General features: G+C 43.2%; 28 protein-coding genes, 1 other RNA gene and 1 riboswitch. Of the genes, 23 read left to right on the plus strand and 6 right to left on the minus strand.

Annotated features, from left to right (window positions below; translation table 11 throughout):
* Positions 1 to 7 precede the first annotated feature (7 nt).
* The 7 genes from M1D69_RS09745 to M1D69_RS09775 all read left to right on the plus strand — a co-directional run bounded on the left by M1D69_RS09745 (position 8) and on the right by M1D69_RS09775 (position 4504).
* Entirely contained in the window at positions 8 to 1249 is a 1242-nt protein-coding gene (locus M1D69_RS09745; protein WP_458103888.1) for a ribonuclease H-like domain-containing protein, read from the plus strand.
* A 100-nt stretch (positions 1250 to 1349) separates the two neighbouring features.
* Positions 1350 to 1478 (plus strand): hypothetical protein, encoded by a 129-nt coding sequence (locus tag M1D69_RS09750; protein WP_003230707.1) that lies wholly within the window; start codon positions 1350 to 1352, stop codon positions 1476 to 1478.
* Between the two features lie 84 nt (positions 1479 to 1562).
* Entirely contained in the window at positions 1563 to 1790 is a 228-nt protein-coding gene (gene cotD, locus M1D69_RS09755) for a spore coat protein CotD (protein WP_458103887.1), read from the plus strand.
* 89 nt (positions 1791 to 1879) lie between these two features.
* Positions 1880 to 2425 (plus strand): DUF1273 domain-containing protein, encoded by a 546-nt coding sequence (locus M1D69_RS09760; RefSeq protein WP_024121823.1) that lies wholly within the window; start codon positions 1880 to 1882, stop codon positions 2423 to 2425.
* A gap of 78 nt (positions 2426 to 2503) precedes the next feature.
* A complete protein-coding gene (gene gpsB / locus M1D69_RS09765; protein WP_010334692.1) occupies positions 2504 to 2800 on the plus strand; it encodes a cell division regulator GpsB in 297 nt (98 codons plus the stop codon).
* A gap of 66 nt (positions 2801 to 2866) precedes the next feature.
* Positions 2867 to 3248, plus strand: an RNA gene (gene rnpB, locus M1D69_RS09770) — RNase P RNA component class B.
* Positions 3249 to 3346: 98 nt separating this feature from the next.
* On the plus strand, positions 3347 to 4504 hold the full coding sequence (locus M1D69_RS09775) for a THUMP domain-containing class I SAM-dependent RNA methyltransferase (RefSeq protein WP_458103886.1): 1158 nt from the start codon (positions 3347 to 3349) through the stop codon (positions 4502 to 4504).
* A 52-nt stretch (positions 4505 to 4556) separates the two neighbouring features.
* Here M1D69_RS09775 and M1D69_RS09780 read toward each other — a convergent pair whose 3' ends face one another.
* On the minus strand, positions 4557 to 4709 hold the full coding sequence (locus tag M1D69_RS09780) for a YpzG family protein (protein ID WP_003153548.1): 153 nt from the start codon (positions 4707 to 4709) through the stop codon (positions 4557 to 4559).
* Positions 4710 to 4870: 161 nt separating this feature from the next.
* Here M1D69_RS09780 and M1D69_RS09785 point away from each other — a divergent pair, with 161 nt between their 5' ends.
* Together M1D69_RS09785 and M1D69_RS09790 are read left to right on the plus strand one after the other, a co-directional pair.
* Complete coding sequence (locus tag M1D69_RS09785) at positions 4871 to 5062, plus strand: hypothetical protein (RefSeq protein WP_059293836.1); 192 nt, start codon at positions 4871 to 4873, stop codon at positions 5060 to 5062.
* Positions 5063 to 5164: 102 nt separating this feature from the next.
* The gene (locus M1D69_RS09790; protein ID WP_458103885.1) at positions 5165 to 7090 is read left to right on the plus strand and encodes an ATP-dependent DNA helicase; all 1926 of its coding nucleotides are present in this window, start codon (positions 5165 to 5167) and stop codon (positions 7088 to 7090) included.
* A gap of 45 nt (positions 7091 to 7135) precedes the next feature.
* On the opposite strand, the gene kduD is transcribed toward M1D69_RS09790, so the two are convergent.
* Positions 7136 to 7900 carry a 2-dehydro-3-deoxy-D-gluconate 5-dehydrogenase KduD gene (kduD, locus tag M1D69_RS09795; protein WP_458103884.1) on the minus strand — a complete coding sequence of 255 codons (765 nt, stop codon included), beginning with the start codon at positions 7898 to 7900 and terminating at the stop codon, positions 7136 to 7138.
* 1 nt (position 7901) lies between these two features.
* On the minus strand, positions 7902 to 8729 hold the full coding sequence (gene kduI, locus M1D69_RS09800; RefSeq protein ID WP_024121818.1) for a 5-dehydro-4-deoxy-D-glucuronate isomerase: 828 nt from the start codon (positions 8727 to 8729) through the stop codon (positions 7902 to 7904).
* 222 nt (positions 8730 to 8951) lie between these two features.
* Between kduI and M1D69_RS09805 the strand changes: the two genes are divergently transcribed.
* The 14 genes from M1D69_RS09805 (at position 8952) to M1D69_RS09870 (ending at position 23598) form a co-directional block, all read left to right on the plus strand.
* The gene (locus tag M1D69_RS09805; protein WP_458103883.1) at positions 8952 to 9971 is read left to right on the plus strand and encodes a LacI family DNA-binding transcriptional regulator; all 1020 of its coding nucleotides are present in this window, start codon (positions 8952 to 8954) and stop codon (positions 9969 to 9971) included.
* A gap of 34 nt (positions 9972 to 10005) precedes the next feature.
* Positions 10006 to 10980: a 2-dehydro-3-deoxygluconokinase gene (gene kdgK / locus M1D69_RS09810; RefSeq protein ID WP_458103882.1), complete on the plus strand. Its 975-nt coding sequence runs from the start codon at positions 10006 to 10008 to the stop codon at positions 10978 to 10980.
* Between the two features lies 1 nt (position 10981).
* Positions 10982 to 11572: a bifunctional 4-hydroxy-2-oxoglutarate aldolase/2-dehydro-3-deoxy-phosphogluconate aldolase gene (gene eda, locus M1D69_RS09815; RefSeq protein WP_458103881.1), complete on the plus strand. Its 591-nt coding sequence runs from the start codon at positions 10982 to 10984 to the stop codon at positions 11570 to 11572.
* Positions 11573 to 11621: 49 nt separating this feature from the next.
* Positions 11622 to 12617, plus strand: coding sequence for a 2-keto-3-deoxygluconate transporter (kdgT, locus tag M1D69_RS09820; protein WP_256766214.1), 996 nt, complete (start codon positions 11622 to 11624; stop codon positions 12615 to 12617).
* A gap of 112 nt (positions 12618 to 12729) precedes the next feature.
* Positions 12730 to 14235, plus strand: a complete 1506-nt coding sequence (locus M1D69_RS09825) for a carboxypeptidase M32 (protein ID WP_458103880.1) — start codon at positions 12730 to 12732, stop codon at positions 14233 to 14235.
* A gap of 143 nt (positions 14236 to 14378) precedes the next feature.
* Positions 14379 to 14478, plus strand: a riboswitch (purine riboswitch).
* Between the two features lie 91 nt (positions 14479 to 14569).
* Complete coding sequence (gene xpt / locus M1D69_RS09830; RefSeq protein ID WP_059336603.1) at positions 14570 to 15154, plus strand: xanthine phosphoribosyltransferase; 585 nt, start codon at positions 14570 to 14572, stop codon at positions 15152 to 15154.
* Positions 15151 to 16467, plus strand: coding sequence for a xanthine permease PbuX (gene pbuX, locus M1D69_RS09835; protein WP_458103879.1), 1317 nt, complete (start codon positions 15151 to 15153; stop codon positions 16465 to 16467). Before xpt ends, pbuX begins: the two co-directional genes overlap by 4 nt.
* A gap of 73 nt (positions 16468 to 16540) precedes the next feature.
* Positions 16541 to 17638, plus strand: a complete 1098-nt coding sequence (locus tag M1D69_RS09840) for a type III polyketide synthase (RefSeq protein ID WP_458103878.1) — start codon at positions 16541 to 16543, stop codon at positions 17636 to 17638.
* 3 nt (positions 17639 to 17641) lie between these two features.
* Positions 17642 to 18148, plus strand: coding sequence for an isoprenylcysteine carboxyl methyltransferase family protein (locus M1D69_RS09845; protein ID WP_458103877.1), 507 nt, complete (start codon positions 17642 to 17644; stop codon positions 18146 to 18148).
* Positions 18149 to 18218: 70 nt separating this feature from the next.
* Positions 18219 to 18308 (plus strand): Fur-regulated basic protein FbpC, encoded by a 90-nt coding sequence (gene fbpC, locus M1D69_RS09850; RefSeq protein ID WP_100069434.1) that lies wholly within the window; start codon positions 18219 to 18221, stop codon positions 18306 to 18308.
* 179 nt (positions 18309 to 18487) lie between these two features.
* Positions 18488 to 22069, plus strand: coding sequence for a dynamin family protein (locus M1D69_RS09855; RefSeq protein ID WP_458103876.1), 3582 nt, complete (start codon positions 18488 to 18490; stop codon positions 22067 to 22069).
* A gap of 64 nt (positions 22070 to 22133) precedes the next feature.
* Positions 22134 to 22391: a YpbS family protein gene (locus tag M1D69_RS09860; protein WP_458103875.1), complete on the plus strand. Its 258-nt coding sequence runs from the start codon at positions 22134 to 22136 to the stop codon at positions 22389 to 22391.
* 74 nt (positions 22392 to 22465) lie between these two features.
* A complete protein-coding gene (locus M1D69_RS09865; RefSeq protein WP_003230761.1) occupies positions 22466 to 22612 on the plus strand; it encodes a hypothetical protein in 147 nt (48 codons plus the stop codon).
* Positions 22613 to 22710: 98 nt separating this feature from the next.
* Positions 22711 to 23598, plus strand: a complete 888-nt coding sequence (locus M1D69_RS09870) for a 5'-3' exonuclease (protein ID WP_458103874.1) — start codon at positions 22711 to 22713, stop codon at positions 23596 to 23598.
* An 8-nt stretch (positions 23599 to 23606) separates the two neighbouring features.
* Here M1D69_RS09870 and sspL read toward each other — a convergent pair whose 3' ends face one another.
* From sspL to M1D69_RS09885, 3 genes are read right to left on the minus strand one after another with little or no spacing between them, the layout of a single operon-like run.
* Positions 23607 to 23735, minus strand: coding sequence for a small, acid-soluble spore protein L (gene sspL / locus M1D69_RS09875; protein WP_010334670.1), 129 nt, complete (start codon positions 23733 to 23735; stop codon positions 23607 to 23609).
* A gap of 32 nt (positions 23736 to 23767) precedes the next feature.
* Positions 23768 to 24166, minus strand: a complete 399-nt coding sequence (locus tag M1D69_RS09880) for a reverse transcriptase-like protein (protein ID WP_024121805.1) — start codon at positions 24164 to 24166, stop codon at positions 23768 to 23770.
* Entirely contained in the window at positions 24166 to 24855 is a 690-nt protein-coding gene (locus M1D69_RS09885; protein ID WP_458103873.1) for a queuosine precursor transporter, read from the minus strand. Before M1D69_RS09885 ends, M1D69_RS09880 begins: the two co-directional genes overlap by 1 nt.
* Positions 24856 to 24935: the final 80 nt, after the last annotated feature.

Raw genomic sequence — 24935 nt, forward strand, 5'->3', positions numbered from 1 at the left:
GTTAGGCATGTCGTTAAAAGGAAAACTCCAGCGTATGAAAAAGCATATGGTGCTGGAGGAAGCAGAACACAAGATAGAAGAGAATGGAACCTCAGACATTCGCTCTGATATACCGTTTCTTAAAGAGTGGGAGGATTATGGAGTGAAGCCTTTCTTCTTTGAGGATGAATACTGTCTGATCAGGGAAGTAGAATATCCGCTCTCCCATCGGCACGGACTTTACTGTTTTTCCGAGCTTGATGAAGTCATCGCGTTATGGAACAAAAGCAGCCTGTCGCATACACTATCTGCAAAAGGATATGAAAACAACAGCCTCTTTTTCTTTGATACAGAAACAACAGGTCTTGGCGGCGGAGCCGGCAATACGATTTTTTTGCTCGGCCATGCAAGGGTATATAAAGATCGAGTGGTAATCAAACAGCATCTTCTGCCTAAACCGGGGAATGAAGTCGCCTTGTATCAGAGCTTTTTAAACGAGGTTGATATTACATCGCTTGTTACCTACAACGGAAAAGCTTTTGATTGGCCGCAGGTAAAAACAAGGCATACGCTGATTCGTGACAGAGTTCCGAAGCTCCCGGAATTCGGGCATTTTGACCTCTTGCATGGAGCAAGGCGTTTGTGGAAGCACAAAATGGAACGCGTGTCGCTTGGCTCAGTTGAAAAAGAAGAGCTCGGCGTACGCAGAAAAGAAGACACCCCGGGCTATTTAGCGCCGATGCTGTACTTTCATTTTATTAAGGCACAGGAACCGGATCTTTTAAAGGGTGTGCTGCACCATAATGAGATGGATGTGCTGTCGTTAATTTCACTGTACATTCATATGTCAAAGAAAATTCTTTCCGCTACTGATATGCCAAAAGAGCATGATGAAGCTTACGCAATGGCGAAATGGTTTATGGCCCATAAGGAAACAGGCCAAGCAGTCAATCAGCTTGAAAGACTTAAAGAAAAGTCATTTGAAAATAAAGACAGAGCCCTTTTAGATTTATCAATGCTGTACAAAAAACAAAACCGCTTAGAAGATGCAATCCCGCTTTGGGAGAAACTATCCCATTCTCAGCACCAAAAATGCAGGTACACTTCAGCGATAGAGCTTGCGAAATATTTTGAGCATAAGAAAAAGGAATTCGGGAAAGCTTTACATACAGCTGAACAATTACTTGCCGATGAGGCATCCTTATCAGAAAAAGAAATGGAAAATCTGCACGTGAGAATTGCCCGTCTGAAGAGGAAATATTCCTCTTAAATATTCCCCGGGAAAGCGCAAAAGACGACTTCTTTCGCCATGAAATTTTTTTGCTGGATTCACATCGATTTTGTTGTAGAATACCGGCGAATCCTGTAAAATGACGTTAGTTATTTTTAAAGGGAGAGTTGGTATGTATAAGGGTGTTTTTTATTTGTTCTTCGTCGTTGTGTTTTTGATTGCTTTCGTATTTTCAAACTTTAAAGACAGCTTAATTGCACACTTTTAAAATAGGTCTTTGCATCAGAACATGTACCCCCTATTTTTCATAGCTTAGTATTGTAATAAAGTTTATGGAAAGGGGATTTAAATCATGCATCACTGCAGACCGCACATAATGGCGCCGATTGTCCATCCTACTCATTGCTGTAAACACCATACGTTTTCCAAAACAATCGTGCCGCACATTCACCCACAGCACACAACAAACGTAAATCACCAGCATTTCCAGCACGTTCACTACTTTCCACACACTTTCTCAAATGTTGATCCGGCTACGCATCAGCATTTTCAAGCAGGTAGACCTTGTTGCGACTACTAGTATGGAAACGTGCAGCTTGATGGTGTAAACCAACGCAGCACATCAAATGGGGCCCAATGGGAGCCCCATTTTTTAAAGCAGGTGAAAAGATGAAAGTATTAGCAATAACAGGATATAAACCGTTTGAACTCGGGATATTTAAACAGGATGACAAGGCGCTGTATTACATAAAAAAAGCCATTAAGAATCGGCTGATTGCTTTTTTGGATGAAGGATTAGAATGGATTTTAATTTCAGGGCAGCTTGGAACAGAACTCTGGTCGGCCGAAGTTGCATATGATTTGCAGGAAGAATACCCTGACTTAAAGGTTGCTGTCATCACACCATTTTACGAGCAGGAAAAGAACTGGAAAGAGCCGAATAAGGAACTGTATGAAGCTGTTCTGGCCCAGGCGGACTACGAGGAAAGCCTGACTCATCGTCCGTATGAAAGCCCACTTCAGTTCAAACAAAAAAATCAGTTCTTCATTGATAAGTCTGACGCGCTTATGCTTTTATATGACTCTGAAATGGCTGGTTCCCCAAAGTATATGCTTGAGACAGCTGAAAAAAGACGCGAACAGGATGGCTATCCGATCTATTTTATCACAATGGATGATCTGAGAGTGACAGTAGAGGAAGACAGCTTCTCATAACAAAGAAAGAGAAATTTGACAATCGTCTAGATTTCTGAAAAAATATAAGATGATGATTCACGATACGAGGTGAAAAAGATGCTTGCTGATAAAGTAAAGCTTTCTGCGAAAGACATTTTGGAAAAAGAATTTAAAACAGGCGTTAGAGGTTACAAACAAGAAGACGTTGACAAATTTTTAGATATGATCATTAAGGATTATGAAACCTTCCATCAAGAAATTGAAGAACTGCAGCAGGAAAATTTGCAGCTGAAAAAACAGCTTGAAGAAGCCAGCAAAAAACAGCCAGTGCAATCAAACACAACGAACTTTGATATCTTAAAACGGCTGTCTAACTTAGAAAAGCATGTTTTTGGCAGCAAGCTTTATGATTGATCTGCGCTTGTAAAAAATGGCGCTTGTAAATGACAATCAGTTGTTATATAATAATTCATGTTCTTAACGTTCGGGTAATCGCTGCAGATCTTGAATCTGTAGAGGAAAGTCCATGCTCGCACGGTGCTGAGATGCCCGTAGTGTTCGTGCCTAGCGAAGTCATAAGCTAGGGCAGCCTTGATAGGCTGACGGCAGGAAAAAAGCCTACGTCCTTTGGATATGGCTGAGTATCCTTGAAAGTGCCACAGTGACGAAGTCTCACTAGAAATGGTGAGAGTGGAACGCGGTAAACCCCTCGAGCGAGAAACCCAAATTTTGGTAGGGGAACCTTCTTGACGGAATTCAACGGAGAGAAGGACAGAATGCTTTCTGTAGATAGATGATTGCCGCCTGAGTACGAGGTGATGAGCCGATTGCAGTACGATGGAACAAAACATGGCTTACAGAACGTTAGACCACTTAAATTAAATGATGAAATCAAGCTCTCCCGTATAAGGAGAGCTTTTATCTTGATGAGAGAAAAGTTTTAAAAGACAGGGTGATACGATGAAGAAGTATACACTAATTGCAACAGCGCCGATGGGCATTGAAGCTGTAGTTGCAAAAGAAGTTCGTGACTTAGGATATGAATGCAAGGTTGATAACGGAAAAGTTATCTTTGAAGGAGATGCGCTTGCGATTTGCCGTGCGAATCTTTGGCTGAGAACGGCGGACCGTGTAAAAGTTCAAGTTGCTACATTTCAAGCCAAAACATTTGATGAGCTGTTTGAAAAAACGAAAGCGGTTAACTGGCGTTCATTTGTACCGGAGAACGGGAAATTCCCTGTCATCGGTAAATCCGTTAAATCAACACTTGCAAGCGTTCCCGACTGTCAGCGGATCGTCAAAAAAGCGATTGTTGAAAAGCTGAAGCTGCAGTCCGGCAAAGCCAATGACTGGATCGAAGAAACAGGCGCCGAATATAAGGTGGAAATTTCTTTATTGAAAGATCAGGCGGTTATTACACTTGATACGTCAGGGACAGGCCTCCACAAACGGGGATACCGGGTGGACCAGGGAGGCGCGCCCATTAAAGAAACGCTTGCTGCCGCTTTGGTGCAATTAACAAATTGGACTCCGGACCGTCCATTTGTCGATCCTTTTTGCGGTTCCGGAACGATCGCGATTGAAGCCGCATTAATCGGCCAAAATATTGCCCCGGGATTTAACCGCGATTTTGTCTCAGAGGATTGGGAGTGGATCGGCAAAGATCTGTGGGACAAAGCGCGGCTTGAAGTCGAAGAAAAGGCAAACTATGATCAGCCGCTTACGATTTTCGCCAGTGACGTAGATCACCGCATGGTGCAAATCGCAAAAGAAAATGCAGAGGAAGCGGGACTGAGCGAATTAATCGAATTTAAACAAATGCAGGTAAAAGACTTCACTACAAAACTTGAGTTTGGCGTGATTGTCGGAAACCCGCCGTACGGAGAACGTCTCGGAGAGAAAAAAGCTGTGGAACAAATGTACAAAGAAATGGGACAGGCGTTCGAACCGCTTGATACGTGGTCTGTGTATATGCTGACTTCAAATGAAAATTTTGAGGAAGCATATGGAAGAAAAGCGACGAAGAAACGAAAGCTCTTTAATGGATTTATTAAAACGGATTACTATCAGTACTGGTCTAAAGTAAGACCTCAGCGTAATAAAACGGAACACGCATAAAAAGAAGACGCTCTGGATGCGTCTTCTTTCATCTTTCAGCCATATTCTATCGTTACCAACGGTGCGCTTTCGCGTTACTTCTTAATATAATGTTGGTTTGGGACATTTCAGTGTGACCGTTTACTTGAGACTTAGAACGTTTAGGCCGCGTCCAATTGTGATGAAACAGTTCAGAATGCTGATCTAATCGGTCTTTATAACTCATGTCAACATCACTCCCTGATAGAATATTGTTGATAAGACGGATAGTCCATGACGGAGTATCGAATGTAGTTTGTGCACATTTCAGTGATAACATGCGGAAAGCATGTATATAAAAAGAAAAGTTCGCATACAATGATGATTATTTCAATTAGAGGTGATCTCATGCTGAACAGCGAACATTTTAATCTCATTCAAAGGGCGCTTGACGCAACCGCAAACGAGCTGAAGGAGCTCAGAGCTGATGCGTCTCCTTCTGTGATTTCACATGCGCAAAATAATTTAGAAAAAGCGGTGGAACATATTCATTCAACAGACCATCCATTTTTATCCTCGCATGTGATCAACCGAAAGTAAGTCACAAAAAGCTTGGCACTGCCAAGTTTTTTTATTGTATTCAGCGGCGGGAAATGATAATATTGATGGTCTGAATGCCGAATAGTTGGGGGTTGGAACTGGGTGACAACATCACGTTTGCCTTTTTCTTTAACGAAAACAAAGAATTTTTATGAAGAATTGAACAATTGGATTGGTGACGTGTTTTACGATATTCTTCCCGAAAAAGGGTTTGATCTTCGAGATGAGCAAGTGTTCATGGCTTTTCAGCTGGAACGGGCGTTTAAAGAGAAAAAAGTCATGTTTGCCGAAGCCGGAGTAGGAACGGGGAAAACACTTGTTTACCTTCTTTTTGCGATCAGCTATGCAAGATATGTCGGAAAACCCGCCATTATCGCTTGTGCAGATGAAACGTTAATCGAACAGCTTGTGAAAAAAGAGGGAGACATTTCGAAGCTGGCTGAACATTTGGATCTTAAGATTGACACAAGGCTATCAAAATCACATGAGCAGTATCTATGCTTGAAAAAGCTTGAAAAAACAATGCAGCGATCTGATGATGAAAAGTGGCTTGATCTTTATGAAGCTTTACCGTCATTTGTCCATGAGTCACAGGCCATGCAGCGGTTTTATCCATATGGTGACCGAAAGCAGTACGCTAACCTTTCGAATGAAGAATGGTCGCAAGTAAGCTACGACTCGTTTCAAGATTGTCTGACATGTGATATGAGACACAGATGCGGTTTGACGCTATCAAGAGATTATTATCGCAAGTCAACAGACTTGATCATTTGTTCTCATGATTTCTACATGGAGCATGTGTGGACGGAAGAATCGCGCAAACGGGAGGGACAGCTGCCGCTCTTGCCTGATCATAGTGCGGTTGTATTTGATGAAGGGCATCTGTTAGAGTTTGCTGCGCAAAAAGCGTTAACGTACAGAGTCAAGCAATCAACTCTCGAATTATTTTTAGAACGTTTGCTTCAAAATGACATTAGAGAAGAATTTGCTGAATTGATAGAAGACGCACTTGCCGCAAACGACAAATTTTTCTATGTTCTTTCTGAAGAATCAAGAGAAGTTGCCGGGTCGCACCGTTTGGAAATAAAGAATGATCAGCGTGTCAAAAAGGCGGCGGACGAGCTGTGCCGTTTGCTTGATAAAATTGGTGAAGCACTCGTATTTGAGTCAGAAATGTACACCATTGATCAATACGAGCTGTCAGTCGTTGAGGAATATGTTGAGCAAATGGCGTATTCACTATCTTTATATCAAAAGGATGCGATCAGCTGGCTGGAGCAAAAGGAAGCGGAATCCACTTTTGTCGTGATGCCGAGAACGGTGGCAGAAGTGCTTGGCGAGAAAGTGTTTTCAAAGAAAATTCCTTATATCTTTTCTTCTGCAACGCTGTCAGAAGGCGGTTCGTTTGACTATATTGCGGACAGTCTGGGGATTCACGATTACTTATCGTTAACGGTTGATTCTCCTTATGATTATGACGAACAAATGACCGTTACCCTTTATGGGAAAACAGAAATGAGCGCAGAACAAAAAACAGTTCAAACAATAGAGACAATTAAGCATTATAAAGGCAGAACGCTGGTGCTCTTCCCGTCTTTTGAGGAATTAAACGAGTTTAAGGAGCTCGCAGCTGCTTGGGAGCTGCCGTATCCGATTTACTTTGAAGGCGACGAGGAAATCAGCAGCTTAGTAGAAAAATTCCAAGGGGAAGAGGAAACGGTTTTATGTTCAGTTCACCTATGGGAAGGGCTTGATATTCCTGGTGACGCATTGAAGAATGTCACGATCTGGTCATTGCCGTTTCCGCCTCATGACCCTGTATTTACGGCAAAACGCAACAGTGCGAGAAAAGACCCGTTTGAAGAGGTTGACCTTCCGTATATGCTGTTGCGAGTGCGGCAGGGGATTGGCCGTCTGATTCGCTCAAATCAAGATAACGGCTCGATTCATATTTATGCGGGCGGAGAAAATGAACGCATCATTGATGAAGTGAAAAAGGTCTTACCTGTTGAACCGCATATGATGTAATCACGAAAAAGCTGATGATCCATGATCATCAGCTTTTTCATTTTGTCAGCGGGCAAGCCAGCCGCCGTCTACTGCTAAAATATGTCCATTGACATAATCAGAAGCGCGAGATGCCAGAAAAACAGCCGTCCCGCCGATATCATCAGCTTTGCCCCACCGTCCGGCTGGGATTCTCTTTAAAATGTCTTCATTTCGCTTTTCATCGTCCTGAATAGGCTTTGTATTGGCTGTAGAAATATAACCCGGGGCGATTGCGTTCACCTGAACGCCGGACGCTGCCCACTCATTTGCAAATGATTTAGTCAAACCGGCAACAGCATGTTTGCTCGCTGTATATGCGGGAACAAGGATACCGCCTTGAAAAGATAGAAGAGAGGCAATATTAATAATCTTTCCATAACCTCTTTTCAGCATGTGCCCGCCTGCCAGCTGTGTCAGAATAAACAAGCTGTTTAGATTGACATTCAGTACGTGATGCCAATTCTCTTCTGGGAAATGTTCCGCTTTTTCCCGGTGAATAATGCCGGCATTATTGACAAGGATGTCGACCTGCCGGTTTTCGAACAGCTTAGCTGCAATATCCTTTATCGCTTCAGGTTTGCTCATATCCATTGTAAAAGACGTAAACGTTCGGCCTTCCTGTTCGACAAGCTGCTGTGTTTCAGACAGGCTGCTTTTATGTGATGTCCCGATAATATCAGCACCGGCGCCTGCCAGCGCTTTGGCGATTCCTTGGCCGATTCCCGTACCCGGCCCTGTCACCAATGCCGTTTTTCCTTCTAATGAAAATGCCTCTTGCAGATAACTCATCTTATTTCAGCCCATCCATCGGCACAAGATCCATGTCCGTAAATGTGTAGTTTTCACCAGCCATCGCCCACACAAAACTGTAGTTAGATGTTCCTGCGCCAGAATGAATGGACCAGGCAGGAGAAAGGACAGCCTGCTCGTTTCCGACGACAAGGTGGCGTGTTTCATCCGGCTGACCCATGAAGTGAAAAACCTTCGAATCCTTCTCAAGATCAAGGTAGAGATAAGCCTCCATCCGGCGATCATGAACGTGTGCCGGCATGGTGTTCCAGTTATTGTTTTCGTCTAGCATCGTGATCCCCATCATCAGCTGACAGCTTTGAATGCCATCTTGATGAATAACTTTGTACAGGCTTCTTACATTTGATGCTGCTGCGTCTCCGAGCCGGTCCGGTGTCAGTTCAGAAAGAGCGGCTTTTTGCGTCGGATAGCTTTGATGCGCGCCCGAGGAGACGAAGTAAAACTTTGCTGTTTCTCCGTTTAGGCTTTTAAATGCTACATCCCGATTGCCCATCCCGATATATAGAAAATCCTTTGTTTGAAGCACGTATTCATCATCGCCGACTTTAACCGCACCAGGCTGGCCGACGTTAATAATACCGATTTCCCGCCGTTCCAGAAAAAAGTCCGTTTTAAGAAAGTCTCCGGCATCAAGCTTCAGTTCGCTCTGTCCGGGTGCTGCACCGCCGATCACAACGCGGTCTTCATGGGAGTAATACATGGTCAGCTTATTTTCCGTAAATAAAGTATCCATTAAAAAATGACTGCGAAGCTCCTCAGTTGTAAAGCGTTTTACTTGTTCAGGGTGTACAGAGTAACGATTTTCCATTGGATTTCCCCCTTGGTTAGGATTTCAGCATCACTTGAATGAAATTCTTTGGTAACGGTTTCAAAGAAAATTTTAGGATAAATAGAGAAAAGAGTCAACGGAAATTTTGTGAATAAGCACATTATTCAAAAAACACTTTTCAATTTTAAAAAATATGGTATTCTTGTGTTGTAACGGTTTTGAAATCGGTTTCAAATTATAAGACGATACAGGAGCACTTGAATGAAAAAGAAAACAACAGGCCATATCACTATCAAAGACGTAGCTGAATTTGCAGGAGTATCAAAATCAACTGTTTCTCGTTATATTAACGGGAAAATTGACGCGATTTCTCCTGAAAAGGTAAAAAACATAAAAAAGGCAATCGCTGAATTGAATTATCGGCCGAGTAAAATGGCACAAGGCTTGAAAATAAAAAAAAGCAAATTAATCGGATTTGTTGTTGCCGACATTACAAACCCCTTTTCAGTCGCAGCATTTAGGGGAGTTGAAGAGGTTTGTGATCAATATGGCTACAGCATAATGGTGTGCAACACTGATAACAGTCCTGAAAAAGAACGGGAAATGCTGCTAAAGCTCGAAGCACACTCTGTAGAAGGGCTAATTTTGAATGCAACCGGGGAAAACAAGGATATTTTATATTCCTTTGCCGAACAGCAGGTGCCGACAGTATTAATTGACCGCAAATTGCCGGATCTGAAACTGGATACCGTAACGACTGACAACAGAAGGATCACTGAAGAGATCCTTCAGCAGATTTACAGCAAAGGGTACACAGATGTCGCGCTGTTTACCGAACCGATTGCATCCATCAGCCCCCGGGCGGAAAGAGCGGCCGTTTATCAGGAGATTGCTGCGGTAAGCAATGTGAATGGACTCAGTCGAATGTATGAAATTGACGTCAAAGACAAAGAGCAGCTTGAGAAGGCGCTGCGCTCTTTTATGAATGAGATGCCTGAGCAAAAAAAAGCGATTCTTGCTTTAAATGGGTTGATTATGCTGAAAATTATTAGCTGTATGGAAGAAATAGGGCTGCGCATTCCCGAAGATACGGGGATTGCCGGATTCGATGATACGGAATGGTATAAACTCATCGGCCCGGGCATTACAACAATCGCCCAGCCGTCACATGATATGGGCAAGACGGCGATGGAACGCGTTTTAAAAAGGATTGAAGGTGACGAGGGAGCGCCTCAAACCATTGAATTAGAGGCAAAAGTCATCATGAGAAAATCACTTTAATCCAAGGTGCCCTCAACTAAGGGGAGGTTGGGAAATGAAGCTTGATGCGATTACTTTCGGCGAATCGATGGCCATGTTTTACGCAAATGAGTACGGAGGCCTTCATGAAGCTTCCACATTCTCAAAAGGACTGGCCGGGGCGGAAAGCAATGTGGCTTGCGGCCTGGCCAGACTTGGCTTTCAGATGGGCTGGATGAGCAAAGTCGGCAATGATCAGCTCGGCACATTTATTCTTCAGGAGCTGAAAAAAGAGGGAGTGGATGTGTCTCGCGTGATCCGGTCTCAGGATGGCAATCCAACTGGGCTGCTGCTAAAGTCCAAAGTGAAAGAAGGCGATCCTGAGGTAACCTATTACAGGAAGAACTCGGCTGCAAGCACTTTAACAGCTGCTGAATACCCAAGAGACTATTTTCAAAGCGCAGACCATCTGCATGTGACAGGTATTCCCCCGGCTTTGTCCGCCGATATGAAAGAATTCGCCTATTATGTGATGAAAGACATGAAACAGGCTGGAAAAACCATCTCATTAGATCCTAACCTAAGACCCGCACTTTGGCCTGATCAAGCAACAATGGCACATACGATTAATGATTTGGCGGGACTTGCGGATTGGTTCTTCCCTGGAATCGCAGAGGGAGAGCGATTGACTGGCGAAAAAACGCCTGAAGGCATTGCAGATTTTTATCTGAAAAAAGGGGTCAGCTTTGTCGCTATTAAACTTGGAAAAGAAGGCGCTTACTTTAAATCAAAGGAAAGTGAAGGATATACAGAAGGCTTCCGGGTTGATCAGGTTGTTGACACAGTCGGCGCCGGAGACGGATTTGCTGTCGGCGTCATCAGCGGAATTCTTGATGGTTTGCCGTACAAGGATGCAGTGCAAAGGGGTAATGCGATCGGCGCATTGCAAGTTCAGGCACCGGGGGACATGGACGGTCTGCCGACAAGGGAAAAATTAGCCGCATTTTTATCTGCTCAAAAAACAGTTCACCACAAGAAAGGGGATTGTTAATATGGAGTCCAATGTAGTAGAAAACCGTCTGAAAGAAGCCAGGCTGATTGCAGTCATTCGTTCAAAGGATAAACAGCAGGCCTGTCAGCAGATTGAGAGTTTGATAGACAAAGGGATTCGGGCAATTGAAGTCACTTATACGACACCTGGAGCTTCTTCTATTATTGAGTCCTACAGAAATCGAGAGGATGTCTTAATCGGAGCGGGCACGGTCATCACTGCGCAGCAGGCGGGAGAAGCTGCGGAAGCAGGAGCACAATTTATTGTCAGTCCGGGTTTTTCAACAGATCTTGCTGAACACCTATCGTTTATGAAGACGCATTATATCCCTGGCGTACTGACACCGAGCGAAATTATGAAAGCGTCGACATTCGGATTTACTACATTAAAGCTGTTTCCAAGCGGTGTATTCGGCATCCCATTTATGAAAAATTTAGCGGGCCCTTTCCCGCAGGTTACTTTTATACCGACTGGCGGAATCCATCCGTCTGAAGTTCCGGAATGGCTCAAGGCAGGGGCAGGTGCCGTCGGAGTCGGGAGCCAGCTGGAAAGCTGTTCAAAAGAGGATTTACAGGCTGTTTTCCAAGTGTAGCCACATAAGGGGTATTGTTTTTCCATAACCGGAGGATGGGAGAATATATATGAAAATCAAAGCGACAATTGAACGGGTACCTGGCGGAATGATGATTATTCCGCTGTTTCTGGGAGCAGCGCTTAATACGTTTGCGCCTGGAACAGCAGAGTTTTTTGGAGGGTTTACGGGTGCGCTTATTACAGGAACCCTTCCCATACTAGGCGTTTTTATCTTTTGTGTTGGAGCGACGATTGATTTCCGTTCTTCAGGCTATATTGCGAGAAAAGGGATTACCTTATTATTGGGAAAGATCGGGTTTGCGGCACTGCTCGGTGTGATTGCGGCTCAATTTATACCCAATGAAGGCATCCAATCCGGATTCTTTGCAGGTCTTTCTGTTCTAGCCATTGTTGCAGTGATGAATGAAACGAACGGCGGCCTCTATTTGGCGCTCATGAATCATATGGGCAGAAAAGAAGATGCCGGCGCATTCGCGTTTATCAGTACAGAATCTGGACCTTTTATGACCATGGTTACATTCGGTGTTACCGGACTGGCTGCTTTTCCGTGGGAAACGCTGGCGGCAACAGTCATCCCGTTTTTGCTCGGCTGCATACTTGGAAATCTTGATCATGATCTGAGAGACTTATTCAGCAAGGTAGTGCCGGCAATCATTCCGTTTTTTGCATTTTCACTTGGGAACACTTTAAACTTTGGGATGCTGATTCAGTCAGGGTTATTAGGCATTTTGGTCGGTGTCTCTGTTGTCATCTTATCCGGCGGCTCCTTGTATTTGCTTGATCGTTTCATTGCCCGGGGAGATGGTGTCGCGGGGGTGGCAGCTTCATCAACAGCGGGAGCGGCAGTCGCCGTGCCATACGCCTTAGCGGAAGCGAATTCTGCGTTTGCACCCGTTGCTGAATCGGCAACTGCAATCATTGCGACAAGCGTTATTGTCACCTCTTTGTTAACACCTCTGGCAACAGTGTGGGCGGATAAAAAAATCAATGCAAAAAAACGAAAAACACCGCCGCCGCCAAACAATCAAATGACGATAAACTGAGTGATGAAGGCTGCCGATAACTAGGCCGGCAGCCTTTTATACAAACAATTTGACTTTCAAACACCCTTCCAGTAGCCTGTAATGGAACGGCTAGAATAGGGAGGGAATGGATATGGAGATACATACATACGAAAAGGAATTTTTTGATCTTTTAAAAAGAATCTCACATTATAGAGAAGCGGTTGCATTAATGCATTGGGACTCCAGAACAGGCGCGCCGAAAAACGGCTCAGAGGACCGTGCTGAAAGCATTGGTCAGCTTTCGACAGATATATTCAATATCCAGACATCAGATCGGATGAAGGAGCTTATTGATGCGCTTTATGAACGGTTTGATGATTTGGCTGAAGATACGAAAAAGGCTGTAGAGCTGGCTAAAAAAGAGTATGAAGAAAACAAAAAAATTCCTGAAGCAGAATACAGGGAATATGTTATTCTCTGTTCAAAGGCTGAAACAGCATGGGAGGAAGCGAAAGGAAAATCTGATTTCAGCTTGTTTGCCCCTTATTTGGAGGAGCTGGTCGAATACAATAAACGATTTATTGAATATTGGGGTTATGAAGAGCATCCTTATAATGCATTGCTTGATTTGTTTGAACCAGGTGTGACAGTTAAGGTGCTTGATCAGCTGTTTTCTGAGCTGAAAGAAGCGATCATTCCTCTTATCAAACAAGTGTCAGCCTCAGAGAATAAACCGGATACAAGCTTTATCAGTGAAGTGTTCCCTAAGGAAAAACAAAAAGAACTCAGCCTTTATTTCCTGCAAGAGCTCGGCTACGATTTTGACGGCGGAAGGCTTGATGAAACCGTTCATCCATTTGCGACAACAATGAACCGCGGGGATGTTCGGGTGACGACGAGATATGATGAAAAAGATTTCCGGACAGCTATTTTCGGCACAATTCATGAATGCGGTCACGCGATCTACGAGCAAAATATCGACGAAGCGCTGAGCGGGACGAATTTATCAGACGGTGCTTCAATGGGAATTCATGAATCTCAATCATTATTTTACGAGAATTTTATTGGACGCAACAAGCATTTCTGGACACCATACTATCAGAAAATACAAGAAGCGTCTCCTGAACAGTTCGGCAACATATCGCTTGATGATTTTGTTAGGGCTGTCAATGAATCAAAACCTTCATTAATCAGAGTTGAAGCGGATGAATTGACGTATCCTTTGCATATTATTATTCGTTATGAAATTGAAAAAGCGATTTTCAGCAATGAAGTATCTGTGGAAGAACTGCCTTCACTTTGGAATCAAAAATATCAGGATTATTTAGGTATTACTCCTTCTGAGGATGCAGAGGGAATCCTGCAGGATGTTCACTGGGCGGGTGGAGATTTTGGCTACTTCCCATCGTATGCACTTGGTTATATGTATGCAGCTCAGCTGAAGCATAAAATGCTCGATGATCTGCCTGAATTTGATACTCTCTTGGAACGAGGAGAGTTTCATCCGATTAAACAATGGCTGACGGAAAAAGTGCATATTCACGGAAAACGGAAAAAGCCATTAGACATTATTAAAGAAGCAACAGGTGAAGAGCTGAATGTACGCTACCTGATTAATTATTTGCAAAATAAATACTCAAATCTGTATTTATCTTAATGAAAAAGCCTGGCGTTTCGAACGTCAGGCTAATTTATTATCAAAATATTCACAAAAAACGAATGATCTTTTCAAAAAAAGAATTAAAGTTCGGAAATTTTTATTTTTGTCTATGCAAGGCCTTAGAATCTTGATATAATTTGTAACAATATAATAGGAACACTCATATAATCGCGTGGATATGGCACGCAAGTTTCTACCGGGCACCGTAAATGTCCGACTATGAGTGAGCAATGAGACCGGACGTGTACGGTTTTTTGTTATTTCAGCATTGCTTGCTCTTTGTTTTGAGCGGGTAATGCTTTTTTTATTATCTAAACGGAGGTATGACAGGATGGAAGCACTGAAACGAAAAATAGAGGAAGAGGGCGTCGTTTTATCAGATCAGGTATTAAAAGTGGATGCTTTTTTAAATCATCAAATTGATCCGCTGCTCATGAAGAAAATCGGTGACGAGTTTGCCGCCAGATTTGAAAAAGACGGAGTAACAAAAATTGTTACAATCGAATCATCCGGAATTGCTCCGGCCGTAATGGCTGGTTTACAAATGGGTGTGCCGGTCGTCTTCGCGAGAAAACATAAGTCTTTAACGCTCACTGACAATTTGCTGACATCGTCTGTTTATTCCTTTACGAAACAAACAGAAAGCCAAATCGCAGTATCAGGAAATCATCTGTCAGATCAGGACCGCGTTTTGATTATTGATGACTTTTTGGCAAATGGACAAGCCGCACTTGGGCTGGTATCGATCGTACAGCAAGCTGGAGCTTCTGTCGCAGGGCTTGGCATTGTCATTGAAAAATCGTTTCAGCCGGGAAGAGAAGAACTTGTGAAGCTTGGCTATCGGGTGGAATCTTTGGCAAGAATTGAATCTTTAGAAAAAGGAAAAGTATCCTTTGTACAGGAGGTTCGTTCATGAAAAACGGATTCGGCAAAACGCTGTCACTAGGGATTCAGCATGTACTCGCCATGTACGCCGGCGCCATTGTCGTTCCCCTGATTGTGGGGAAGGCGATGGGGCTGACAGCGGAGCAGCTGACCTACTTGGTGTCGATTGATATTTTTATGTGCGGTGTTGCTACACTTCTCCAAGTTTGGAGCAATCGATTTTTCGGCATCGGGCTTCCAGTTGTGCTTGGCTGCACATTTACCGCTGTGTCACCAATGATTGCGATAGGCTCCGAATATGGGGTTTCCGCCGTTTATGGAAGTATTATCGCTTCAGGTATTCTTGTGATTCTCATTTCTTTTTTCTTTGGAAAACTCGTCTCGTTTTTTCCGCCTGTCGTTACAGGTTCTGTCGTTACCATCATTGGCATTACGCTTATGCCGGTGGCCATGAATAATATAGCCGGCGGGGAAGGCAGTCCAGACTTCGGTGATCTTTCTAATCTCGCTCTCGCTTTTATCGTTTTGAGCATCATCGTGCTTCTATACCGCTTTACAACAGGATTTATCAAGTCTATCTCCATTTTGATCGGTATTTTGATCGGGACATTTATTGCGTATTTTATGGGGAAAGTTCAGTTTGATCATGTTTCAGACGCTGCCATTGTGCAAATGATTCAGCCGTTTTATTTCGGCACACCGTCTTTTCATGCGGCCCCTATCATTACAATGTCCATCGTTGCCATTGTCAGCCTTGTGGAGTCAACGGGCGTTTACTTTGCTTTAGGCGATCTGACCAACCGCCGTCTGTCAGAAAAGGACTTATCCAGAGGATATCGTGCAGAAGGACTGGCTGTTTTGCTGGGCGGTATATTTAACGCATTTCCTTACACTGCATTTTCTCAAAACGTCGGTCTTGTCCAGCTGACAGGAATTAAGAAAAATACAGTGATTGTGGCGACAGGCGTACTTCTAATGGCTTTTGGCCTGTTTCCCAAAATTGCTGCTTTTACGACAATCATTCCATCTGCCGTGTTAGGCGGAGCGATGGTGGCCATGTTTGGAATGGTCATTGCTTATGGCATCAAAATGCTCAGCCAAATTGATTTTGCAAAGCAGGAAAATCTGCTGATCGTTGCCTGCTCAGTGGGGCTTGGGCTCGGTGTGACAGTTGTGCCGGACATATTTAAACAGCTTCCAAGTGCCTTAACGCTTCTTACAACAAACGGCATTGTTGCCGGCAGCTTTACAGCTGTTATCTTGAATATGATATATAATATGTTTTCGAAAACTGAAAAAACAGAACAGAAAGCTGATGTCAATCAGCAAAAAACAGCAGTGTAAACTCCGCTTCGGCGGAGTTTTTTTGCATATAAAAAAGAAAGTTGCGGCACAATGTATGCTAAGAGGTGATCATATGGCGTTTGTTTTGTCGATCGGGACAAGTCTTCCTGAGAATGATGTGAATCAAGAAAAGGCGGCGGAGTTTGCCAGATATATGTTTCAGCATTCCTTTAAAGATATAGAACGGCTGTTAACCTCCTTTAAAAATGGGCAAATTGAATCGAGACAATTTGTGAGACCAATTGAATGGTATAAAGAAGGGTACAGCTTCGAAGAAAAAAATCAAATTTACATAGAGGAAACACTCAGGCATAGCGTCAGTGCTGTTCAAACGTGTCTTGCAAATGCATCTTATCTTCAAGAACCCATTCCTTATGAAAAAGTGGATGCTGTTTTTTTCGTCTCCAGCACGGGCCTTTCCACACCGAGCATTGAGGCGCGGCTGATGAATGAACTCCCGTTTTCTCCTTATACGAAGCGAATTCCGCTTTGGGGACTCGGCTGTGCAGGAGGGGCGAGCGGACTGGCGCGCGCTGCTGAGTACTGTAAAGCGTATCCGGAGGCTTTTGTTCTTGTCATTGCTGCTGAGCTGTGCAGTCTGACATTTCAGCCTGAAGATAAAACGAAAAGCAATTTGATCGGCACATCACTTTTTGGCGACGGCATTGCAGCGGCATTATTATGCGGGGAGAAGGCGGACCGCCGGCTGACAAAGCTGCAGCTTTTGCCGAATATATCGGATTCGCAATCTGTATTGATGAAACAATCTGAAGATGTTATGGGCTGGGACTTTACCGATCATGGTTTCAAAGTCATTTTTTCAAGGGATATTCCGACGTTGGTTGAAAAATGGCTGAAGACAAATGTCCAGGCTTTTTTGAATGGACATCAGCTTTCATTCAGCGATATTACGGTCTTTCTGGCTCATCCAGGCGGAAAAAAAGTCATTGATGCATACATTAAATGTCTTGAACTGTCACCTGAGCAGCTTGCGTCTTCGCAAACGATCCTTAAAAAACACGGAAATATGTCATCAGCCACAATTCTGTATGTAATCGACCACCATCTGCAAAACGGAAGCAAAAACGAAGCAGAACGGGGGCTGATCGGTGCATTGGGGCCGGGATTTTCATCAGAATTGCTGCTGTTCAGCTGGGAAAAGGGGGCATAACTCATGTTTTGGATGCTAATCACTGTGCTCACTGCTCAAAGAGCAGCGGAAATGGCTGTGGCGAGACGAAACGAACAAAAGGTGAAAAAACAAGGGGCGATAGAGTTCGGAGAGGGTCATTATCCGTATATCATCACCATGCACATTCTTTTTTTTCTGTCTTTAATTGCCGAAGTACTGCTGCTGCACAAACAGCCTTCAAACTGGTGGTCAGGCATAGCAGCGGCTATATTGGCAGTACAGGCGATTCGATATTGGGCGCTTTGTTCCTTGGGGGCATACTGGAATACAAAAATTCTTGTTGTTCCGGGTATTGAACTTGTCAAAAAAGGGCCTTACAAATGGCTGAAGCACCCAAACTATACGGTTGTCGTATTAGAAATCATTCTAATTCCGCTCTTGTATCAAGCGTACTTTACCATGTGTCTGTTTTCATTTTTAAATGCCGTTATGCTGTCTGTCAGAATACGCGCAGAGGAGCAAGCATTACGAGAATATACAGCAAAATAGAGATTGAATATCATTCTCATCCATGTTAGAATGAACTTGAAAAAGATTCTCAATCAGGATGGTGAAGCAAATGACAATGCTGTTTTTGCTTGGGGCAGTTTGTACATATAGTGTATTAATTGGTTTTGTATTGAAAGGAATCTCTAATAAATCTGTTTAAAGAATCTGGAACTTGTAAAAAAGTTGCAGATTTTCTTTTATAGAAGCTGCCGTCTTCGGCAGCTTTTTTTCTATTCTCTTAAAGAAATTTGGGTCATTCTTGTGTAAAATGGAAGTGGGATTTATTCAGATCTTTCAAAAAAGATTCATAATTGAAACGGCACAAAGGGGTTCAGACTTATGACAGGACGCAGCAGACAAGAACTTTTGTACAAAACTGGGGCACTTTATGAACAATTGATTGAGAACCAAGATGAAAAAAGGGCGGCTAAACTGGCTTCAGTTGTTAAAAAAGCCGCAGATGAAGAAATTTATATCGCGTTTACAGGGCATTATTCAGCGGGGAAATCGTCATTGCTGAACTGTCTGTTAATGGAGAATATTCTGCCGACAAGTCCAATTCCGACCAGCGCTAACCTTGTTGTGATCAGAAACGGAGAAACGCGTGTTCGTCTTCAAACAACAGACGGAGCGTGTGCGGAGCTGGAGGGTGCCTATCATAAAGACAAGGTGCAGCAATATTGCAAGGATGGGGAGCAGATTGAAACCGTAGAAATTTTTGACCGGTATACTGAAATCGAACCAGGAGTTGCGTATATTGATACCCCCGGGATTGACTCAACAGATGAGGCTCATTTTTTATCGGCGGCATCTATTCTTCACCAGGCAGATGCGCTGTTTTACGTCGTACACTATAACAATGTCCATTCTGAGGAAAATGTACTGTTTCTTAGGTCAATCAAAGACAGCATTCCGAAAGTCTATTTTATCGTTAATCAAATTGACAGACATGATGAGACTGAGACACGCTTTGAAGATTACAAAGCGCAAGTGGAGGAGATGCTTTGTCAAGAAGGCATTCCAAAGGATGCACTCTTTTTTACGTCGGTGACGGAACCGAATCACCCATTCAATCAAATCGGTTTCCTGCGAAAAGAGTTAAAAAGAATTGAACAGCAGTCAAATAGAAATTTGCATTCCATTACTGAACAAAAAGTACAGAATTTACTGAGAGAGCACACAGAGATGCTCATGAAAGAGGATACGGACAGTCCAAGTTCCGGAGAACAGCTTGAAAAGCAAGCACGGCTGGTGGATTCCCTGCAGCTTCAATCAACCGAAGCAGCAAATAAACCGATTAAGGCAGAAAGCACGTTGCAGGAGGAAGTCAATCGAATTTTAAAAAACGCTAATTTGACGCCTTTTGAAATGCGTGAACTGGCAGCGGCTTACTTAGAATCACGTGAGCCCTCTTTTAAGACCGGTTTTATCTTTTCTAAAGCAAAGACTGCACAGGAAAGAGAAAAAAGGAGAAATGAGTTTTTCTCTGATGTGAAAAAAAGAACGGAAGCTGAAGCCGATTGGCATATCATTGATATTTTGCATAAACTCGCCAAGGGATTTGGTATTCAATCCGCTGAGAGTGAAAAGCTGATCCAGGCTTATCGCACGCCGCTTCATATTGATATCATTGACCGCGCAGTCAAGCAAGGTGCAGCATTTTCTTCTGAATATGTCTTGCAATATACAAAAGATTTGGCAGAGCTGATCCGTAAAGAGGCGAAAGCTGAAGCGTCAGACATCATCAAAACACTTACCGACACGGTAAAAGAGAGTACTTCTATAGAACAGGAATCGATCAATGGCCGGCTCGCGCAGGAATCGGAAAAGCTGGCTTATCTTCAGGAACAGGCCAGTCATGAACAACATGCCCGTGAGAAAGCCGACCGGATGTGGGCGATCTGGGAAGAGAAGTCTGCAAGCCCAATAAACATAGATCCGGACTGGTTTAGAACGAAGAAAAAAAAGGTCGAGGCTCCAGAACAGAAACAAAGCCAAGCACAGCATATAAAGCAGCAGACGCTAAAAACAGAAGTGAAAAGCGGGAAAGAACTGCCGCTTCAAGAACAGATAAAACGCTTTTACACACTGTCGGAACTATTGGGCGGATATCGTATGCTGTCAAAACAAACCTCAGCTTTTCGTGAAAGGATTAAAAGGCTTGAGGACCGAACATTTACACTTGCTCTATTTGGCGGATTCAGTTCAGGAAAATCCTCATTTGCCAATGCGCTGGTTGGTGAAAGAGTACTGCCATCATCACCGACACCGACAACAGCAACGATTAACAAAATAACGAAACCAGTAAACGGCAAATCCCATAAAACAGCGGATGTCATGTTTAAGACGGAGGATGACATAACGGCTGAAATCATGCAGCTCACAGGAATGCAAGAGGAACCACAAGGACGGTCATTTGCGGAAAAATGGAAAAAGGCTATCAAAAAAGAGCGTCTGCTAGAAGAACAAATCAACATGATCAGTCATTTCCTGCTTGCATATGAAAAATATCAGCGATATATTCAGGCCCAAAAGCTATTAACGATTCCGCTCTCCGAATTAAAACCGTATGTAGCTGAGGAGACAACGGCTTGTGCTGTAAAGGAAGTGACCGTTTATTATAAATGCCCGCTGACTGAAAAAGGGATTACGATCGTTGATACACCTGGAGCCAGCAGTCTAAATAAACGGCATACAGAACTTGCGTTTCAATATATCAAGGATGCCGACGCGTTTTTTTACATGACCTATTATCAGCATTCTTTCTCGAAAGGAGACCGCTCATTTTTACGGAAGCTGGGACTCGTGAAAGAATCGCTCAGCATGGATAAAATGTTTTTTGTCATTAATGCAGCTGATCTTGCGAAAGATAAAGCAGAGCTCGAAACGGTCACGGATTATGTCAGATCAGAGCTTTTAAAAGAAGGAATACATGATCCGCAGCTCTTTTACGTGTCAAGTAAAGAAGAGCTCTTAGGAAAACCGGAAACGTATCATAATCAGTTCTCAAAAGCAAGAGCACATTTAGACCAGTTTATTGAGGTCGATGTAAAGAAAGCGGCTGCGGCACAGCTTAGCTCAGAAGCAGACAAACTATGTGAGACGGTCTTACAGCTTCATCAATCTCAGCATCAGTCCAAAGAAGAAAAGGAAGCGCAAAAACAGCGCCTTCTGTTATCGTTTGAGCGGGCAGCTGCTGATATCAAGGAACGCCGCAATTCAGAAACCATTATTGAGAAAGTAAAAAAGGATACAAGAGAGCAGCTTTATCACATTACTCAGCGTTTGTCCTTTTTTGCGAATGATTTGTTAAAATCAGCGTTTCATCCGGGTCTTCAAAATGGAGATTGGAAAAAGAATATCAGTGCGGCGATGAAAAGCGCATTACATGATTATCAATTTGAATATATTCAGGAGATCAAAACGCTCGACATTCGAATGAGCGGTTTCATCGAACGGCATATCACTGAAGAATGGCTGGAAAGCTGTCAAAAAACATTAGAAGAAGACGGATATTTCTCCATTTATGCGGATGATCAGCTTTTTAACAGCATGCAGCTGAAAGATGTTGAACCAGAAATCGATGAACGTGCCTTTGAACAGGAACAAAAACAAATCAAATCTCCGAAGCAGTTTTTTGAACAGAAAGGAAAATCAGGCTTCATTGAAGCAGTGCGGACGAAGCTTATAAAAATAACGGAGGCCTGGATTAGAAGTGAAGAAGAAAGCCTTATATCTCATTATGCTGAATATGTCAGACACCAGCAGTATGAAATGGCGGAAAAAGCATTGGCGCAAATAGAAGGCCAAAGAGATACGTATGTAAAAGGATACGCAGAAGGGGAAGATGTGAAAGAGATAGAAGATGCATATCAAGCATGTATTTCTTGGCAGAGAACAGGCGATACAATCAAAATGTAAAAATTCAGTTGGCTTGCATTTCAAATCATGATAGACTAAATAGAAAAAGCGAGATGAACGATTGATGTCAGAGGTACATAAAGCAATTTCTGCACATTCTGCAAAACAGCACGAGCATATTAAAACATTTATGCAGCTTGAACACCTTCGTGAAATGGCGATTGAAGCAGCTGTTGCTAAATGCAAAAACGATGAGCTGTTTTCAACAGATGCCATTAATGAAATTACAGAAAGGATGAATCAGCTGGCCAAAAAAGGTATCGTACCGACTAGACGTCTGGTATCAAAAGAAATGGTCAAAGAATACGTCAGCCGCACATAAGCTGGATGATCCTGCCTCGAGTGCAAATCCTCCGTTACGCGCATACTATATGTATCCGACGTAAGGGGGGATTTATGTTGGGCAGAACAAAGCTGGGGAATAGAAATGCACAGGCCAATAACAATGCCAAAAAGAAAAACGGGTTTCAAACCCATTTCGACTCTTACGCAGGACGCGAAGCTGAAAAGCTGATTGCCAGCAATAAAAGACACAACGATTAATTTAACCGCAAAACAGTATCTCTATACAGAGATGCTGTTTTTTATTTTCGCGGCACTTATGGTAAAATAGATCGACTGATAGAAAAAGGAGTTATCATATGAAAAACAAATTATTGCTTGTTGACGGCATGGCACTATTATTCAGGGCATTTTTCGCCACAGCCGTGCATCGCAACTTTATGATAAATGACAGCGGGGTTCCGACAAACGGCGTTAACGGATTTTTGAAGCATTTAATCACAGCCGTGGAAACATTTCAGCCTACCCATGTTGTATGCTGCTGGGACATGGGCAGCAAAACGTACCGCAATGATCTGTTTCAGGATTATAAGGCGAACAGAAGCCAGCCGCCGGTTGAGCTGATTCCTCAGTTTGATCTGGCAAAGGAAGCGGCCGCTGAACTTGGCATCATGAATATTGGCCTTGCCGGGTACGAAGCGGATGATTGTATTGGAACACTTGCAGCTTTGTTTTCTGAAGAAACGGATATTACGATCGTAACAGGCGACAGGGATTTACTTCAGCTGTTAACGGACGAAGTAAGCGTTGCGCTGCTTCAAAAAGGAATCGGCAATTATAAAATGTATACAAAAGATGTATTTTACGAAGAGACAGGTGTCCTGCCCAAGGCTTTAATTGACATCAAAGCGCTGATGGGCGATTCCAGTGATAATTATCCCGGAGTAAAAGGCATTGGAGAAAAAACCGCGTATAAACTGATTCGTGAATACGAAACAATTGACCGCTTGCTGGAGAATCTGTCTCTTCTTCCAAAGGGACAGCAGGGGAAAATTCAGCAAGGTTTAAGCGAGCTGGAAATTTCGAGGAAGCTTGCTGAGATTAACTGCTCTGTGCCGTTAGCCTGTACGCTGACAGAAGCCGTTTTTACATTGCAAATGGAGCAGGCGGCTGTCATGCTTCGCCGCCATCAGATCAAAGGAATAGAGCGTATGCTTGAAAAACTGAACGCTAGAGAGATCGTGTAAGATCTTCTCTAGCGTTTTGTATTGCTTTTTTTAGCTCTTTCCTCAAGCTCTGTTTTAGGATCATTATGTGTATTTCCTTCTAAATCACCTTGCGGGGAAACACCGCCGGTCAGCCGGCCCTTATCTTTCTTTTTCATGTTTGTTCACCTCATCAATAGGATGAACCATTCTAATTCTTATCATTCATCCGAATCGCTTCTTTTGCCAGCTGGTCGGCTTTTTGGTTTTGCTTTCCCGGAATCCATTTGATGAAAAAAAGAGGAAAGGCCATTTTTAATCGTATGATTTCTTCGACAAACGACTGAAACGCTTTATTTTTCACGATTTCAAGATCGGCTGCGCGTTCCACGATATCCGAGTCAGTTCGAAAGGAGACCGATTGATACCCGCGCGCTGCACACAGCTTCATGCCTTCAATTAACGCCAGAAATTCCGCTTCCTGATTGGTATGCATTCCAATTGGAATTGAGAAAGATTCTGCTTTTCCTTCATGTTTGATAAAAATACCGATGCCGGAAGGCCCTGGATTACCGGCGCTCGCTCCGTCAACATATATTTCTGTAGGCATCATGTACTCCTTTCGTCACTCGGAATCATTTTTTTCGCCGCATAAGCATATGGCAGAGAAATCAGAGATACCGCAAACTTAATCAAATATGTAGAAATAAAAATATGAAGCCAAACATCCGCCGGATATGTGCCGAAAAAAGCGACTCCGGTAAAAATGAATGTATCAAACAGCTGGCTGACTGCTGTACTGCCGCCGTTTCTCAGCCATAGAAGCCGATCGGAAGGAAATATCCTTCTAATTGCCGAATATACATAAACATCCAGTGTTTGGCTGAAGATAAAGGCAAGCAGACTTCCCAAAGCAACTCTCGGGAGAAAACCGAAAATCGTTTCCAGCGCTGTTTGTGATATATCGCTCGAAGCGGGTTCGAAAAGCAAAACGCCCTGCATAACAAAAGTCAGTGTCAGGAGAGTCGAAAACCCGAGCCATACAGCTTTTCTCGCTTCAGCTGGCCCATATTTTTCATTCAGCACATCTGTAGCAAAAAAGATTGTGCCGTACATCACATTCCCGAGCGTTGCTGTTAAGCCAAACAGCTCAACCGTTTTGACGACTTGAAGGTTGGCACAGACTGTTGCAAAGCCGATCCACACAAATAAACCCATTTTGCCAAATCCTTTATAAAATAAAAGAACAATGATAAAATGAATGATCGCAAAAAGGATCCAAAAAGAGTTATTAAACAAAATGAAGAAGCTTCCTTTCCGGGTTAAGAATGGTTTGATTATAGCACAAGCCCGGCAACTAATGAATGGTAAGGTGATTA

The sequence above is a fragment of the Bacillus sp. PK3-037 genome (genome assembly GCF_054161355.1).

What these genes read in the sequence shown, in the direction of transcription:
- M1D69_RS09745 (WP_458103888.1), top strand. Translation starts at nt 8, where the DNA reads ATGTCGTTAAAAGGAAAACTCCAGCGTATGAAAAAGCATATGGTGCTG.
- M1D69_RS09750 (WP_003230707.1), top strand. Translation starts at nt 1,350, where the DNA reads ATGACGTTAGTTATTTTTAAAGGGAGAGTTGGTATGTATAAGGGTGTT.
- cotD (WP_458103887.1), top strand. Translation starts at nt 1,563, where the DNA reads ATGCATCACTGCAGACCGCACATAATGGCGCCGATTGTCCATCCTACT.
- M1D69_RS09760 (WP_024121823.1), top strand. Translation starts at nt 1,880, where the DNA reads ATGAAAGTATTAGCAATAACAGGATATAAACCGTTTGAACTCGGGATA.
- gpsB (WP_010334692.1), top strand. Translation starts at nt 2,504, where the DNA reads ATGCTTGCTGATAAAGTAAAGCTTTCTGCGAAAGACATTTTGGAAAAA.
- M1D69_RS09775 (WP_458103886.1), top strand. Translation starts at nt 3,347, where the DNA reads ATGAAGAAGTATACACTAATTGCAACAGCGCCGATGGGCATTGAAGCT.
- M1D69_RS09780 (WP_003153548.1), bottom strand. Translation starts at nt 4,709, where the DNA reads ATGAGTTATAAAGACCGATTAGATCAGCATTCTGAACTGTTTCATCAC.
- M1D69_RS09785 (WP_059293836.1), top strand. Translation starts at nt 4,871, where the DNA reads ATGCTGAACAGCGAACATTTTAATCTCATTCAAAGGGCGCTTGACGCA.
- kduD (WP_458103884.1), bottom strand. Translation starts at nt 7,900, where the DNA reads ATGAGTTATCTGCAAGAGGCATTTTCATTAGAAGGAAAAACGGCATTG.
- kduI (WP_024121818.1), bottom strand. Translation starts at nt 8,729, where the DNA reads ATGGAAAATCGTTACTCTGTACACCCTGAACAAGTAAAACGCTTTACA.
- M1D69_RS09805 (WP_458103883.1), top strand. Translation starts at nt 8,952, where the DNA reads ATGAAAAAGAAAACAACAGGCCATATCACTATCAAAGACGTAGCTGAA.
- kdgK (WP_458103882.1), top strand. Translation starts at nt 10,006, where the DNA reads ATGAAGCTTGATGCGATTACTTTCGGCGAATCGATGGCCATGTTTTAC.
- eda (WP_458103881.1), top strand. Translation starts at nt 10,982, where the DNA reads ATGGAGTCCAATGTAGTAGAAAACCGTCTGAAAGAAGCCAGGCTGATT.
- kdgT (WP_256766214.1), top strand. Translation starts at nt 11,622, where the DNA reads ATGAAAATCAAAGCGACAATTGAACGGGTACCTGGCGGAATGATGATT.
- M1D69_RS09825 (WP_458103880.1), top strand. Translation starts at nt 12,730, where the DNA reads ATGGAGATACATACATACGAAAAGGAATTTTTTGATCTTTTAAAAAGA.
- xpt (WP_059336603.1), top strand. Translation starts at nt 14,570, where the DNA reads ATGGAAGCACTGAAACGAAAAATAGAGGAAGAGGGCGTCGTTTTATCA.
- pbuX (WP_458103879.1), top strand. Translation starts at nt 15,151, where the DNA reads ATGAAAAACGGATTCGGCAAAACGCTGTCACTAGGGATTCAGCATGTA.
- M1D69_RS09840 (WP_458103878.1), top strand. Translation starts at nt 16,541, where the DNA reads ATGGCGTTTGTTTTGTCGATCGGGACAAGTCTTCCTGAGAATGATGTG.
- M1D69_RS09845 (WP_458103877.1), top strand. Translation starts at nt 17,642, where the DNA reads ATGTTTTGGATGCTAATCACTGTGCTCACTGCTCAAAGAGCAGCGGAA.
- fbpC (WP_100069434.1), top strand. Translation starts at nt 18,219, where the DNA reads ATGACAATGCTGTTTTTGCTTGGGGCAGTTTGTACATATAGTGTATTA.
- M1D69_RS09855 (WP_458103876.1), top strand. Translation starts at nt 18,488, where the DNA reads ATGACAGGACGCAGCAGACAAGAACTTTTGTACAAAACTGGGGCACTT.
- M1D69_RS09860 (WP_458103875.1), top strand. Translation starts at nt 22,134, where the DNA reads ATGTCAGAGGTACATAAAGCAATTTCTGCACATTCTGCAAAACAGCAC.
- M1D69_RS09865 (WP_003230761.1), top strand. Translation starts at nt 22,466, where the DNA reads ATGTTGGGCAGAACAAAGCTGGGGAATAGAAATGCACAGGCCAATAAC.
- M1D69_RS09870 (WP_458103874.1), top strand. Translation starts at nt 22,711, where the DNA reads ATGAAAAACAAATTATTGCTTGTTGACGGCATGGCACTATTATTCAGG.
- sspL (WP_010334670.1), bottom strand. Translation starts at nt 23,735, where the DNA reads ATGAAAAAGAAAGATAAGGGCCGGCTGACCGGCGGTGTTTCCCCGCAA.
- M1D69_RS09880 (WP_024121805.1), bottom strand. Translation starts at nt 24,166, where the DNA reads ATGCCTACAGAAATATATGTTGACGGAGCGAGCGCCGGTAATCCAGGG.